Origin of the sequence: Cobetia sp. Dlab-2-AX, from assembly GCF_024124625.1 — a bacterium.
GTDB lineage: Bacteria > Pseudomonadota > Gammaproteobacteria > Pseudomonadales > Halomonadaceae > Cobetia.
On record NZ_JAMXRV010000010.1, the window covers coordinates 1 to 14,380 of the forward strand.

Genomic DNA, 14,380 nt, shown 5'->3' on the forward strand with positions numbered 1-14,380 from the left:
TGGTCGAAAAGCTGAATGACCGTCCTCGAAAGCGACTCGGCTACCGGACACCGGCGCAGGTGTTTCTAGGGGAATACTCAGGTGGGCTGGATACTGCAGGTGCTGCGCTTATTGCTTGAATTCAGGGCTTTAGCGTTTTCTCAACGGCTCCAGCAGCGCATTCAACCCGTTGTGATCAATCTCGTGCATCAGCGCGAGCAGGCGACCGATCTCGCCCTGCGGGAATCCCTTGCGCGCAAACCAGCCCAGATAATCCCCGGGCAGGTCGGCAATCAGGCGTCCGGCATACTTGCCATAGGGCATCTGGCGGGTCGTCAGTTTCTGCAGGTCTTCAGGGCTCATCCTTTGACTCTCATTCGGTTTCGGTAGGGGGGATGCTCTCAGTTGGCGGTGCCATTCTGGCATAGCTGAGTTGCGGTGGTTGGGTTTTGCCACACTATCGCCATGTCTCCTATAACCCCATAGCACGGAGAGACTCATGCCTCGCGATTACCAGAACCTGGAGCAGCTACCTCTCGCCGGTGAATGGCGTGCCGGACGAGCCGGCAAGACGCTTGAGGTGTTGGACCCCTTCGATCAGAGCTCGCTGCTCTCGATTTCCATGGCCAACGCCGAGGATCTCGACGCCAGCTATCGCAAGGCGCGCGATGTCCAGCCTGACTGGGCCCAGACGCCGGCAAGCGAGCGCGCGGGCGTGATGCACAAGGCGGTGGAGCTGATGGACGAGCGACGCGAGGAGCTGCTCGGCTGGTTGATTCGTGAGTCCGGCAGTACTCGCATCAAGGCGCAGGCGGAACTGGCCGCGGCTCGCGCGATCACGCTGGAATCTGCCGCGATGGCCAACCGCGTGGCCGGAATGGCGATGGAGGCTCAGGTGCCGGGCAAGGAGAGCCGTGTCTTTCGCAAGCCGCTGGGTGTCATCGGCATCATCAGCCCGTGGAATTTCCCGCTGCATCTGACCCAGCGTTCCCTGGCACCGGCATTGGCGCTTGGCAACAGCGTCGTCATCAAGCCGGCGAGTGACACGCCGCTGACCGGTGGCCTGCTGCTGGCCAGATTGTTCGAGGAGGCGGGCCTGCCTGCCGGCGTCTTGAGCGTGGTGGTCGGTTCCGGCAGCGAGATCGGCGATGCCTTCGTGGATCACGAGGTGCCGCGGCTGATCTCCTTCACCGGTTCCACCCAGGTGGGCAAGGGCATCGGCGAGCGCGCCGTCGGTGGTGATCATCTCAAGCACGTTGCCCTGGAACTGGGTGGTAACAGTCCCTTCGTGGTGCTGGATGATGCGGATATCGAGCAGGCGGTGGACGCCACTCTGGTCGGCAAGTTCCTCCATCAGGGGCAGATCTGCATGGCCATCAACCGCATCATCGTCGATGAGTCGGTCCATGACGCCTTTGTCGATCGCTTCGTGGCGCGTGCCCGTGCACTCAAGGTCGGCGATCCCGCACAGGACGATACCGTCATCGGGCCGATCATCAATGCCAAGCAGCGTGATGGTCTACTCGAGATGATCGAGACGGCCAAGGGCGAGGGCGCCCAGGTGATGCTTGAGGGCGAGACGCAGGGTCAGCTGGTGCCGCCGCATGTGTTCACCGAGGTCACCAATGACATGAGTCTGGCCCGCAACGAGATCTTCGGTCCGCTGGTCGGCATCCAGAAGGCCCGTGATGAAGCTCACGCGCTGGAGCTTGCCAATGGCACCGAATATGGCCTTTCGGCGTCCGTCTTCACCGCGGATATCGCACGTGGCGAGCGCTTCGCGCGCCAGGTCGAGGCTGGCATGGTGCACGTCAATGACATGCCAGTGAACGATGACCCGCGCGCGCCCTTCGGTGGCGAGAAGAACTCCGGCCTTGGGCGCTTCAATGGCGACTGGGTGCTTGAGGAATTCACCACCGACCAGTGGGTCAGCCTGCAGGTCGAGCCCCGCCAATATCCGTTCTGATGTCTCTGACCTGTAGTTGACGCATGACAAGCAGCGCCCCGCTCAGCCTGATGCCTGAGCGGGGCGCTTTTGATGGTAGGTAATGCTGACGTGTCATGATGGACGAGGTAGGCAAAGAGCCAGCTCAGTGTGACACCCAAGGCATCCCTGTCGAGAGGACAGGGACACATGCTGTGATCATCAGCGCGACCGCCAGATGAGCCGTGCGTGAGAAGCGGATCAGGGCGCGCCTGACGGCGGATCAATGACTGATCAGAGAAGCGCTACCCAGCCAGGCAAGCCTGAGCGCCAGCAATGACAGCGCCCATTTGAACAGGCCATCGAAATGCCGGTTGGAGACGCGATCCAGAAAGCGCAGTCCGAGGCGGGTACCGATCAGGCCCGCGCCGATCATCAGCACGATCAGGGGCAACCACTCCTGGAAGAGAAACCCTGCCATGCCGAAGATGAAGGCTTTGGTGAGGTGCTGCGCGACCATGCAGGCCGCGAAGGTCGCCACCTTGGCGTGACGCTCGCCGCCGCCTTGCTTGATGAAGCTCGCGACCAGTGGGCCGCTGGCACCGATCAGACTCGAAAGGAAAGTCGTGATGGCTCCGGCGATCAAGGTGCCCGTGCGGCTCAAAGCTCGCTTAGGCAGTGCCGGCCCCCAGCAGGTGAACAGCACGAACAGCGCGATGGAAAGCTCCAGTACCCCTTCAGGCAAGCGGATCAACACCCAGGCCGCGACCAGCGCACCCAGCGCCACGCCGGGCAGAAAGGCCAACAGGCGGCGCATGTCGATATGGCGCCACGTCATCGCCATGCGCCCGCCGTTGGAGCCCAGCTGCACCATGCCATGCACCGGAATCAGGGCAGCGGCAGGCATCAACTGCGCCATGAACATGATCAGCAGGGTGCCGCCGCCGACCCCGACAGCTGCGGACATGGCTGACGTCAGCAGGGCAAGCAGCAGCAACGTGCAGACGATAGATAGCGAGAGCGGGAAATACTGCGCGAGGCCCTCAAGCAGGCTTGCGAGGTAGGGAATATCGGCGGGACTTGCGAGCATTGCGGGCATCCTGTGCAATTAGCCAATAGAGAGAGAATAGGGGCTCAGGCAGCCGACATGATGCATGTCCTGCCTGACAGGCGTGCAAGGCTACCGTGACCAAGAGGCGCTATCCAGCCAAGCGTGCGTGGCTGGATAGCGCCTAGGAGATTCGAGCGGCTTCGCGTGTTGGTGAAATTGCATGTTGCTGTCTTTTCAGCTAGAGATCAGCTTTCCCCTATAGGATGGTGAGGCTTACCATGGCATGTTGGTTTAGCCATATGCCGCAGTGTTCAGTGGGTGTTTTGTGGATCAGGAGAAAGCTGGCATGAAGCTGTTGTTGCTTGAAGATGATGACCTGCTGGCGGAAAGCCTGGCCGAGCTGCTTGAGGACAATGGTTATCGACTGGATGTCTCCTCCAATTTGAATGATGCGCAAGCCTTCATGGCAACCGAGCAGTACGCGCTGGCCATTCTGGATCTGGGACTACCGGACGGCTCCGGGTTGGATTTGCTCAAGCGCTGGCGTCAAGGTCAGGTGGATATTCCGATACTGATTCTCACGGCCCGTGACACGTGGGAAGACAAGGTCGTCGGTTTGCGCAGCGGGGCAGATGATTACCTGACCAAGCCATTTCATGAAGCAGAGTTGCTGGCACGTCTTCATGCGCTGCTTCGGCGTCGTCAAGGGGCAAGTCATGGGTATCTTCAGGTGAGCGGAATTCAGCTGGATGAAGAGGCGCAGCGTGTGTGCTGTGATGGAGAGCAGTGGGCGAGCTTGACGGCCACCGAATTTCGCCTGTTACGGTACCTCATGCATCATCCAGACAGAGTGCACTCCAAGACACAGTTGCTGGATCAGCTATATGCCCTGGAGCAGGACGCCGCGGCGCCCAATCTGGTAGAAGTCTATATCGCTCGCCTTCGCCGCCGCCTGGGCAAGGACTTGATACAGACCCGCCGCGGACAGGGGTATCTGCTTGTTTCACATCGATCGTCGTAGCCTTCGTTTTCGCCTGCTGACCCGCCTGGGAGGTGCATCCCTCGCGGTGGTGTTGTTTGCCTGGTATCTGCATGGCTTCTTTCTCCACGAGCTGGCGAAGGACTTTCTTGGGGAGCGTCTCAAGGATGAGGCATCGCATATCGTCACCTTGCTCAAGAAGGATGAGCGGCCTGTTGCCCAGCTCATGGCAGCGGCCCGTGAGGAATCTCTGAGCTTTCATCATTTCTATGTGTTGCGAGTCGGGGAGAAGGTCAGTACCTCGTTGCCTGCCTTGCCGACGCAGATGCTCCCTTTGCTTGAGGGCAAGGGGGATGCGTTATTCATGCATCAGTTTCAGCAACAGCCACTGTTGGTCTATCGGCACGTCTTCGATATCCGCGGGGACGCGGTGCAATTGTTGATTGCCGAGAATTTCTCGCCAGTGGAGCAGGGCTTGACCCGAGTTCATTGGTGGATCGCCGCCAGCGCCATCCTGTTGTGGGGGATTCTGATATCACTCAATCTGCTGGCGGTAAGGCGGGGGCTCAAGCCGTTGAGTGTCCTGCGCCATCAATTGAGTGAACTTCAGTCCGGGTATCGAAAGCGGATTGTGCTTGAGGCCCCTTCCGAGCTTGATGCGCTGGTATCACAGCTCAACACCTTGCTGGATGAGTTTGATCTTAGGTTGACTCGTTCACGAGAGTCTGTGGCGAATCTGTCCCATGCGCTCAAGACACCTCTGGCGGCACTGACACAGGTGCTGCGTGGCAAGCGACCGATCAATGAGGTACGTCGTGGCAAGATGCTGCAACGTGTAGAGACGATTCATTCCCAGCTGGAGACAGAACTCAGGCGAGCCCGCATTGCTGGCCCGCGCGCCGGTCAGACAACACGCCCGGTTGAAGAGGCCCAGCGCTTGATCGAGATGTTCCAGGGGATCTATCCGCAGCGTACCTTCTTGCTGGAGTGTCTGGGCGTATCTAATGAGCATGCGGATAGCTGGGTGAATGTCGAGACACAGGATTTCACCGAAATGCTCGGCATATTGCTGGATAATGCGGGCAAGTGGTCTGTCAATCAGGTGCAATGCCGATTGACGATAGAGAGTGACCAGATCGTGCTCTGCGTCGAGGATGATGGTCCGGGGGTGCCGGAGGCACAGTTGGCCCATCTTGGCGAGCGTGGGTGGCGTCAGGACGAAACTCACCCGGGTTATGGGTTGGGGCTCTCCATTCTTGCCCATCTCGTCAAGCATTACGCTGGTTGCGTGAGCTACTCAACAGCCGGCGCAGGGGGATTGAGAGCCGAGGTGCATCTGCCCACACGCAAATAGGCACTCCATTCAGGTTCGTTTCAGCTTGCCGTGGCTTCATCCATGTCATGACTCTTCATTCATGACTCGGGAGCAGCAACGGCCATGGCACCAAAACCGTCTGAATTTTCTGTATCACGTCGTCAGTTGCTCAAGGGAGGTTCTGCCCTGGGGCTGGGCGCAATGGTGTCAGGCGTGGCACCCGCCTGGGCCAACCCCTGGGGGCGCACATCAGGTTACTCCCAAGGGGTTGAGCATGGGCCCGAGATCTCTCTTGTCATTCGACGTGAAGACATCGACATTGCCGGGCAATTCGCTCGTCCTATCAGCATCAATGGCAGTAGTCCCGGGCCCATGGTGCGCTTGAAGGAGGGGCAGGATGCTGTCATCAAGGTGACAAACCTGCTCGATGAGCCAACCTCCATTCACTGGCATGGCATCATACTTCCTCCGGAAATGGACGGCGTGCCGGGTATCAGCTTCGCAGGGATAGCACCGGGCGAAACCTTTACCTACCGGTTTCCTGTCACTCAGAGCGGTACCTACTGGTATCACAGTCATTCAGGCCTCCAGGAGCAGGAAGGCCACGCAGGTCCATTGATCATCGACTCCGCAACACCCGAAGCCTTCACCTATGATCGTGAGCATGTCCTGCTGCTGACTGACTGGACATTCGAAGACCCCAAGTCCGTATTTCGCAATCTCAAGACCATGGAAGGCTACTATAACTACCAGGAGCGCACCGTCGCTGATTTCTTTGCGGATGTACGACGGGGTGGTTGGGTGGACACGATCGAGTCGCGCAGCATGTGGGCAGAGATGCGCATGAGCTCACGGGATATTGCCGATGTCACCGGCAGTACCTATACATATCTTCTCAATGGTCATTCACCAGAAGAAAACTGGAGCGCGCTATTCAAGCGTGGGGAAACAGTGCGTCTGCGTGTCGTCAATGGCTCGGCAATGAGCTACTTCGATTTACGCATTCCCGGCTTGAAGATGACCGTGGTGGCGGCAGATGGTCAGCCAGTGCAACCGGTTGAAGTGGATGAGTTCCGTATTGCCGTGGCGGAAGCCTACGATGTGCTGGTGACACCGGAAGATGACAAGGCGTACACCATCTTCGCCGAAGCCATGGACCGCAGTGGCTACGCGCGAGCCACGTTGGCACCCCGCCCCGGAATGGAGGCGCCCGTACCTGAACGACGGCAGATCGCTGATCGCGGGATGGAGGCCATGGGCGCTCATGCTGGAATGGACCATTCGCAGATGGCAGGCATGGATCATTCGCAGATGGCGGGCATGGATCATTCGCAGATGGCGGGCATGGACCATTCGCAGATGGCGGGCATGGACCATTCGAAGATGGCAGGTATGGACCATTCGAAGATGGCAGGCATGGACCATTCGCAGATGGCGGGCATGGACCATTCGAAGATGGCAGGCATGGACCATTCGCAGATGGCAGGTATGGACCATTCGCAGATGGCGGGCATGGACCATTCGCAGATGGCAGGTATGGACCATTCGAAGATGACTGGCCTGCAAGCCGATGCAGCCCAGGGCGGCATGCTGATGGCGGGTGCTGCTCAGCAAGGGGCTCGTTATGACCAGGCAGGAATCGGTCTGGACCAGTCGCTGCGTCGTGTACTGGTCTATCAGGATCTCAAGGCCTATTCACCATGGCCGGACAGACGTGGGCCCATGCGCGAGATGGAGTTGCATCTGACCGGCAATATGGAACGTTATATGTGGTCCTTCGATGGCAAGAAGTTCAGTGAAGTCAATGGCCCTATTCATTTTCATAAAGATGAGCGCCTCCGTCTCATCTTGATCAATGACACCATGATGGAGCATCCCATTCATTTACATGGGATGTGGATGGAGCTCGAGAATGGCCACGGTGACCTGATCCCTCGCAAGCACACCTTGAATGTCAAACCCGGTGAGCGCGTCTCAGCGTTGATCACTGCCGATGCAGAAGGTAGCTGGGCTTTCCATTGTCATCTTCTGTACCACATGGATGCAGGTATGTTCCGTGTCGTAAAGGTTTCCTGAGGAGTCATCATGTCAATCAGTCAGCATTCATTTCGTCTTGCCTGCGTGACGGTATGTCTATTCTCCAGTGCTGGTGCCTCCCAGGCATTTGCCCAGGATGGATATGATGCCCCGGCGTCATGGCCATCGCCCATGGCCGAACATCTCCAGTGGAGCGCAGTTTTCGATCGCCTGGAATATAGCCTTCCGGACAAGGGAGAGGACTCCCTGGTGTGGGATTTTCAGGCCTGGTATGGCGGAGATACCCACCGCGTCTATCTCAAGTCAGAAGGGGAGAATGTCCAAGGCGATGGTGAAGAAGCCGAGTTTGAATCCCTTGAGCTTCTCTACAGTCGCCTGGTTGCCGATTTCTGGGAGTTCCAGGTTGGAGCTGGCTATCAGGGTGGTGTGTTCAACGATGATCATGATGAAGGCGTATATGGGGTCTTCGGCTTTCAGGGGACCGCCCCCTACCGGATCGAGACGGATGCCGCAGTGCAGTACCGAGAGGAAGGTATCGTGACTGCCAGCCTGGAGCTTGAACATGATGTGCGCCTGACCCAGCGCTGGTATCTACAGCCACGTAGTGAAATGGTGTTCGCTGCCAATGAGTCCAGGCAGCAGGGGATTGGGACGGGCCTCAACTCAGTACGAATCGGCTTGCGTGCACGCTATGAGATAACTCGGCGGGTAGCGCCTTACGTCGGCATGTACTGGCAGAGAGAGTATGGCGAAACCGCCGATATGCAGCGTGAAGAAGGTGAGGATGTGGAGGATACGGCTGTCGTGGTCGGTGTGCGCATGATGTTCTAGAGGAGTCAGGATGGCAGTGACATTTTTCAATTGAATAGCGGTGGTGTAGTTGCGTGATCATGTTTTACATGAATATGCAGAATGGCCTTTTGATTGGGAGACTATGTCTTATGGTTTTGTACAATGTGATGATAATCTATTCTATTTTCAGGATGTTTTCAGGTTGTGTTGCCATGATGATAAGTGAACCCATAAAGAGATGATTTTCATGAAAACATCAACGCTGTTACTTGCTGCTACCATGACTTTTTTTACCGCTGTGACGCAGGCCAATGATGAGCATAGCCGTCTTCCGACTCTTTCGGCTGGAGTTTCAGAAACATATGGACTTGTGGCTGGAAAGCCATTGCGTTTCCAAATAGCCGTTGAACATGATGCAGTTCTAAAGATCAGCAGTCGACATTTTGCAGCTGATTCGAGTAAGAACAACCTGATGACTGCTGTGCTACGAGACCCACAAGGAAATGTCGTCGCGACAGCCTCTGATGATAATGGGCATTTTTCACTGGAGCAGGATGTCCAAGAAGGCTATTACCAATTGGAGGTCGCAGGAAATTCAATAAGTGGTTCGGCTGACGAAAATGGGCGTAGCTATTCTCTAAATGTTGCTTTTGAATAAGAGGTGGTTATGGCGAAAGATGATCAATGATAGGTTTAATGTAAATTGCTGAGCGATATTTTAAAATTATTCATTGATGTTGTGTTGTAAATAAGGCGTCACTCTGGATCGTGTTGATGGCCGGCATTCGTCGGCCTTTTTTTTCGCTTTGGTTGACAGCCTTGTCATTGACTATTCTTGCCGTCTAAAAGGGGGGCGACATGAAGAAATTATTGTTGGGGATGTGTCTGGCATTCATGGTGCTGCTGGCAGCAGGGGCCGGAGTCATTTACTCCGGCGTCGTCAGTGTCGCGGCAGATGATCCGCATGGGTCATGGGTCCATGGAATTCTTGAAACGGCGCGTGAACGTTCGATCGAAAGCCACGCGAGTGATATCGCCGCGCCACCCCTCGATGATGAAGCCATGAAAGTGGCGGGGGCCGGCAATTATGCATCGATGTGTGCCTCCTGCCATCTCGCGCCAGGCATGCAAGAGACAGAGCTCAGCAAGGGGCTTTACCCCAGTCCACCGAATTTTGTATCTTCGGATATGCATGGTGAGCCTGAAGAGCGCTTCTGGGTCATCAAGCATGGGATAAAAGCCAGCGGAATGCCGGCATGGGGCAAGAGCATGCAGGATGAATATATCTGGCAGATGGTCGCTTTCATGCAAGAGCTACCGGACATGAGTGCTGCTCGTTATACGGCTCTTGTGGCAGCAAGTGATGGTCATCAACATGGCGGAGGCGAGACTGCACAATCACCGTCATCGCATCATGACGATGACACCCGCCAACCACATCACGCTAGGGAAGCTGATGGGCCTGCTGATTTACAAGACAGCCATGAGCCGGAGGGCAGTCATGAGCCGAAAGAGAATCATGAGCCGAAGGACAGTGGCCGGGCTGAGGATCATCCTCACTCATCACATGATGCAGAGCATCAACATTGAGGCCAGGGCCAGCATCAGGCATCGGAAGTGACGTACACGGCCAGCCGCAAACAACATGACCTGCCTGACAGGCGTACGATGCCAGAGCCGGCCTCAGCTTGAAGAGGTGGTGCACGGCGACATTCTCGATGTGCTGGCAGAGACGCCGGCATCCTGCGTGGCGATCAGCTGTCGCATCAGTGCCAACTGGCAGCAGGGCGAGCAACTCGCGAGACTCGTCGAGGTGATTCTTCGTCATCCACGCCTGCGAATCGTGATCGATGCCTGTGATGTCGAACGTCTGCCGTTGTCCACGCGCATCGTGTCGGGCAGCGGTCGCCATCAACTGGCCTGGCAGACCCTGTCACGTCACATGCTGGAGCCGGAATGGGGCATGCATGCCGTCCACTGGCGGGGCGAGAAGCCTGATAGGCCGGCATGGGTCAGCGCCTGTGAACCTGCGACGCTGACCCGATGTCTTGCCCGCCAGTTGCCTGGTCATGAGGTGCGTTGTCTGCCGCCCCTGATCCCGCAGGACCCCGGCTTCACGCTCGTCATCACGCCACGCACGCCCTGATTCCCCCGCACGTTCTCATTCTCATGCCGGCCATCGGCGTGAGCTGATGTGTGAGCCAATTCGCGAGCAGAGGCATGCCGTGCCGAATCACGCCGTCTGGGTAGCTTCCTCGACCCGCTCGGCGCGTTCGGCGCGTTCGGCACGCTTGAGCATGCGATAGCGAGAGCGCACCTCGTCACGTTCCAGGTAGCAGCCTTGCAACCAGCGGCTGCCGCTGTCGCCCTCGAAGGCATCGCGGGCGTGCAGCAGGCGGCGATTGTCGAAGATGACCATGTCGCCGGGGGCATAGGTGAAGCGCATGGCGAAGCGCGGCTCACGCAACATGCGCTGTAGCGTCATCAGTGCCTCATAGGCGGTCTCGGTCTGCTCGAACGGCGCCATCATCGGCCCGCGCAGGAAGTCGGCGATTCGCACCTCCAGCAGTTCTCCTGCCTGACCCAGCACGATCATCGGCGAATACCAGACATGATCGGTATTGCGCGAGGTATTGGCGTAGCGCCAGTGCACCGTGGTGAGTGTCGCGTAGGCCTCGGGGTGTTCTTCCTTCAGCGCCGCCGCGATGGCGAAGCCATCCATCATCACCGCCATGCCGCCTTCCACGGTGTTCTCGAGACAGTAGAGGCATTGCAGGCCCGGCTGATATTCCCGGGTCGGCAGGTCCACATGCGGCGGCAAGGCGATGGAGGTATAGGCGTTCGAATCCGGGTTCTGGATTGCGCGGACATTGAAGAGGTGGCCGAAGTTGGTGGTGCGGATCGAGCCGATGCGCTCGGCGACCTTTTCGATGGCGCCTTCTTCCGTCGGCAGGTTGCGCAGGCGCACCAGTCCCTTGCCGAGCAGTTCGTGCAGGGTCGGATACAGAATCTCCGCCTCCTGCGCGCTGCCATGATCGGCCTCGGCCAGGCGGGCGGCATCGATGGTCGGCGGCTGTTCCAGCTGCTCACCGTGCCAGAGCGTCAGCGGCGGCAGTTCCGGCGGCAGCGCGTCCTGGTTGTCATAGTCATTGGCGCGCAGGAAGCCCGGGTGGAAGCGCAGGCGGCGGTCTTCTGGCGTGAACAGTACGCTGAGTGCGCCGTCCTCATCGATGCTGGCCTCGGCGATTTCCGGCCAGGCGGGAATCTGGGAGAGGTCCAGAATGCGTTCGCGCGTCGCCGGATTGACGGTGGTATCGTCCGCGGCGTTCTCGCGCAACCAGACACTATGAAAACGGCTGACGCGGCCATCGCTCCAGGTCACGCTCAGATAGCGTGCTTCGTGAACGACCTTCACGAGAGTCTCGTCAATTGGCCAGCTGTCGTAATCGGGTGTGATCGGGAGCGCCATGGAGAGTCCTTCCTTCTGTCAGGTGAGCGATTCCCCGACAGAATGGCAGCCCACGGCGCTCGCTACTGTGCCCAATTCGACACCGACTGTGCCCAATTCGACATCGCGTTGCGGGTATCGAGCGTGGATCACATCAGAGGACGTGGTGGCTGACGGCGTGCCTGGGTCGGGGTAATGCCGAAGCGACGGCGAAAGGCACGGGTGAAACTCGAATGCGAGGTGAAACCGCAGGCCAGGGCGATATCGGTCACGCCATGGCGGGTATCGTGAAGCAGGCTGCGTGCATGCAGCAGGCGACGCTCCCCATGATAGGCGCGAGGCGTGCAGCCGAGCCCTTGCTGGAAGCGGCGCTCCAGCTGGCGCCATGAGAGGCCGAGTTCCTCGGCGAGTGCCTCGATGCTGAGCGGGGCCTCCAGGGTGTTCTCCATGCGCGTGATCGCACGCCTGAGCAGCGGGTCAGCCAGATCGGCCGTCTGCTGACTGATGCCGCGCTGGCGGCTGGCCGGCAGTCGGCCCTGATCGAGAATCAGCTGTTCGCGTACCGCTTGATAGAGTGTCTGGCCATGCTGGCGGCGGATCAGCTCCAGGCTCATGTCCAGCGGGGCGCTGCCGCCGGCGCAGAAGAAGCCATCGTCACTGATTTCATACAGTGACTCCACGGCGTCCACCTCATCGAAGCGCTGGCTGAATTCCGGCAGGCTTTCCCAATGCAGCGTGACCGTCTTGCCGGCGAGCAGGCCGGCGCGCGCCAGCACGAAGCAGCCGGTATCCACGCCTCCCAGCTGGCAGCCGCTGTGTGCCCGCTTCTGCAACCAGTGCAAGGTGCGGTCTTCCAGATAGGCTTCCGGGGCAAAGCTGGTGCACACCACCAGTTTGTCCACTGCGGTGAGCTCATCACGTGCAGTATCCACCGGCAGCAGCATGCCGTTGGAAGCCTTGACCGGCGCGCCATCCTGGCTTGCGAGTGTCCATTGATAAAGGCGCGCACCACGCAGTCGATTCGCGATGCGCAGCGGCTCGATCATCGAGAAAAGCGCGACCATCGCAAAGCCCGGCAGCAGGAAGATGCCGAGTTGGTGACGGTCAGCGGGGGCAGGCGAGGCAAGGGTGGCGGTCAGGGGCGCAATGCTGGTGGGCTGGTCAGACAACACGCCGTCTTCCGGAAGGCCGAAGGCGTAGGACGCACCGGGTGGGACAGCGCTGGAATCGTGTGAAGGCATGAGGATAGGCAACGACGACGTCGGGTGGCTCGGCAGAAGGGGATGGGCCTGACCTTAGCGTGTTCGCTACCTGACTGCGAGAGAGACGATGGCGTGACCCAAGGGCTCTGTTGAAAGGAGTTCAGTAAGCAGGCTCCGCCTTGCATGTGGCTCCTGATCAGGACAGACAGGGCGGAGTATTTCACGAATCATTGCGTTATAGCATCCTGAGGCAGTTGCGCCCTGCTTCCTTGGCCGCGTACATGGCCTCATCGGCGCGTGCGATCAACTGCTCACGCGTGGCGCTGTCATCGGGCTCCAGACAGGTCACCCCGATGCTCAATGACAGTGGAAGTTGTTGGCCATTGTACTTCAGGACACTGTCCATCATGCGTTGTCGGAGCAGGTTGAGACGCGTGGCCGAGTCACTGAGCAGCGAGTCAGGTAGAATTGCCAGGAATTCTTCTCCACCCCATCTGGCAAGGGTGTCGCCGGGCAACAGAACCTCTCCGGCGAGGACGCTCAAGTGTTGTAGAGCAAGATCCCCGGCGTCATGGCCATGATTGTCGTTGATCTTCTTGAAGTGATCGAAGTCCAGCAGCGCTACGCACAGGGGGTGATCCACCTCGGCACTGGCAAGTGCCGCGATGCTGTCGTCGAGCACCTGCTGGGCATGGCGGCGATTGTAGAGGCCGGTCAATGGATCGGTGATCGCGATCTTCTCGAGTGCCTGATGCGCTTCTTGCAGGGCAGTGAAGTCATTGGCGCGTGCGACCTCGTGGCCGGCCCAGAGCGCTATCAGACGCACCAGCTCGATATCCTGTGGGGTGAAGGGGGGGACCGGGTCCGGGCTTGAGAAATTGAAGGTGCCATAACGCTCGCCATCCACGATCACTGGCGCCCCGATATAAGCTTCCAGGTTGAAGCTGGCGTAGCAGGGGTGATTGCGTATCTCACTGTTGGCCACATGGTGGAAGGCCTGCACACTGTCAGCCCTGTAAACGTGATCGCAGTAAGTCTCGCTTAGCGAAAAGCTCAGCCCTGGCTCCAGCAGGTCTTCCGGGTGACAGGCACGCTGGACGATATAATCGTCGCCCGAGATGCGGCTGAAGATACCGATCGGCAGACCGAAATGAGCGCAGCCCAGTTTCAGCAGCTCGTCAATACGCGCATTGAAGTTGAGATCGCGTGATGAAGTGATGGCATGCAGGCTGTGCAGGGTATGTTCTGCTGTCACGCGCCGTGAGACATCGCGGATCAGCCCGAACATGAAGATGTTGTCGCTGGTGGGGTCCTTGATGGGGCCACCGAGCGTTTCTCCATAGAAGTAGGTGCCATCCTGGCGTCGGTAGCGGATGACCCGGCCTTCCTTGGCGGGTTTGGCATCGACACGAAAGCGTCTCTGCCCCTGGCGTTCGAACTCATCACTGGAGGCATACAGCACACGTGTCTGCTGGCCGATCAATGCTTCACGCGGGTAGCCGAATGCCTCCACCGCACTGTCGTTCATATAGGTGATATGGCGCTGATCATCTGCAAGCAAGATGATGTCGTCGATCTGGCCCAGCATCTGGCCCAGCAGGGTTTGAATCGTCTCAAAGCGTTGCATGATGCAGACTCCTTGTGAGTGCCGCT

Annotated in this window: 13 protein-coding genes; 8 read left to right on the forward strand and 5 right to left on the reverse strand. The window is 58.6% G+C overall.

The window, feature by feature from the left end:
• Positions 1-129: 129 nt before the first annotated feature.
• Positions 130-342, reverse strand: a complete 213-nt coding sequence (locus tag NH396_RS14525) for a DUF3820 family protein (protein WP_175090234.1) — start codon at positions 340-342, stop codon at positions 130-132.
• A 136-nt stretch (positions 343-478) separates the two neighbouring features.
• Here NH396_RS14525 and NH396_RS14530 point away from each other — a divergent pair, with 136 nt between their 5' ends.
• Positions 479-1,945 carry an aldehyde dehydrogenase family protein gene (locus NH396_RS14530; RefSeq protein ID WP_176676967.1) on the forward strand — a complete coding sequence of 489 codons (1,467 nt, stop codon included), beginning with the start codon at positions 479-481 and terminating at the stop codon, positions 1,943-1,945.
• A 241-nt stretch (positions 1,946-2,186) separates the two neighbouring features.
• Here NH396_RS14530 and NH396_RS14535 read toward each other — a convergent pair whose 3' ends face one another.
• Positions 2,187-2,993 (reverse strand): sulfite exporter TauE/SafE family protein, encoded by an 807-nt coding sequence (locus NH396_RS14535; RefSeq protein ID WP_175090232.1) that lies wholly within the window; start codon positions 2,991-2,993, stop codon positions 2,187-2,189.
• Between the two features lie 307 nt (positions 2,994-3,300).
• Here NH396_RS14535 and NH396_RS14540 point away from each other — a divergent pair, with 307 nt between their 5' ends.
• The 7 genes from NH396_RS14540 (at position 3,301) to NH396_RS14570 (ending at position 10,223) form a co-directional block, all read left to right on the forward strand.
• Positions 3,301-3,975, forward strand: a complete 675-nt coding sequence (locus NH396_RS14540) for a response regulator transcription factor (protein WP_153635664.1) — start codon at positions 3,301-3,303, stop codon at positions 3,973-3,975.
• A gap of 148 nt (positions 3,976-4,123) precedes the next feature.
• On the forward strand, positions 4,124-5,287 hold the full coding sequence (locus tag NH396_RS14545) for an ATP-binding protein (protein ID WP_253064624.1): 1,164 nt from the start codon (positions 4,124-4,126) through the stop codon (positions 5,285-5,287).
• A gap of 84 nt (positions 5,288-5,371) precedes the next feature.
• Entirely contained in the window at positions 5,372-7,324 is a 1,953-nt protein-coding gene (locus NH396_RS14550; RefSeq protein WP_153635666.1) for a copper resistance system multicopper oxidase, read from the forward strand.
• Between the two features lie 9 nt (positions 7,325-7,333).
• Positions 7,334-8,116: a copper resistance protein B gene (locus tag NH396_RS14555; RefSeq protein ID WP_084589316.1), complete on the forward strand. Its 783-nt coding sequence runs from the start codon at positions 7,334-7,336 to the stop codon at positions 8,114-8,116.
• Between the two features lie 208 nt (positions 8,117-8,324).
• Complete coding sequence (locus NH396_RS14560; protein ID WP_153635667.1) at positions 8,325-8,735, forward strand: hypothetical protein; 411 nt, start codon at positions 8,325-8,327, stop codon at positions 8,733-8,735.
• A gap of 200 nt (positions 8,736-8,935) precedes the next feature.
• Positions 8,936-9,667, forward strand: coding sequence for a cytochrome c (locus tag NH396_RS14565; RefSeq protein ID WP_153635668.1), 732 nt, complete (start codon positions 8,936-8,938; stop codon positions 9,665-9,667).
• A gap of 55 nt (positions 9,668-9,722) precedes the next feature.
• Positions 9,723-10,223, forward strand: a complete 501-nt coding sequence (locus NH396_RS14570) for a hypothetical protein (protein WP_175090229.1) — start codon at positions 9,723-9,725, stop codon at positions 10,221-10,223.
• A gap of 87 nt (positions 10,224-10,310) precedes the next feature.
• Here NH396_RS14570 and NH396_RS14575 read toward each other — a convergent pair whose 3' ends face one another.
• From NH396_RS14575 to NH396_RS14585, 3 genes are all read right to left on the reverse strand, one after another.
• Positions 10,311-11,546 carry a TauD/TfdA family dioxygenase gene (locus tag NH396_RS14575; protein WP_253064625.1) on the reverse strand — a complete coding sequence of 412 codons (1,236 nt, stop codon included), beginning with the start codon at positions 11,544-11,546 and terminating at the stop codon, positions 10,311-10,313.
• Between the two features lie 128 nt (positions 11,547-11,674).
• A complete protein-coding gene (locus NH396_RS14580) occupies positions 11,675-12,766 on the reverse strand; it encodes a GlxA family transcriptional regulator (RefSeq protein ID WP_253064626.1) in 1,092 nt (363 codons plus the stop codon).
• A gap of 196 nt (positions 12,767-12,962) precedes the next feature.
• Positions 12,963-14,354, reverse strand: coding sequence for a diguanylate cyclase (locus NH396_RS14585; protein WP_176676969.1), 1,392 nt, complete (start codon positions 14,352-14,354; stop codon positions 12,963-12,965).
• Positions 14,355-14,380 lie beyond the last annotated feature (26 nt).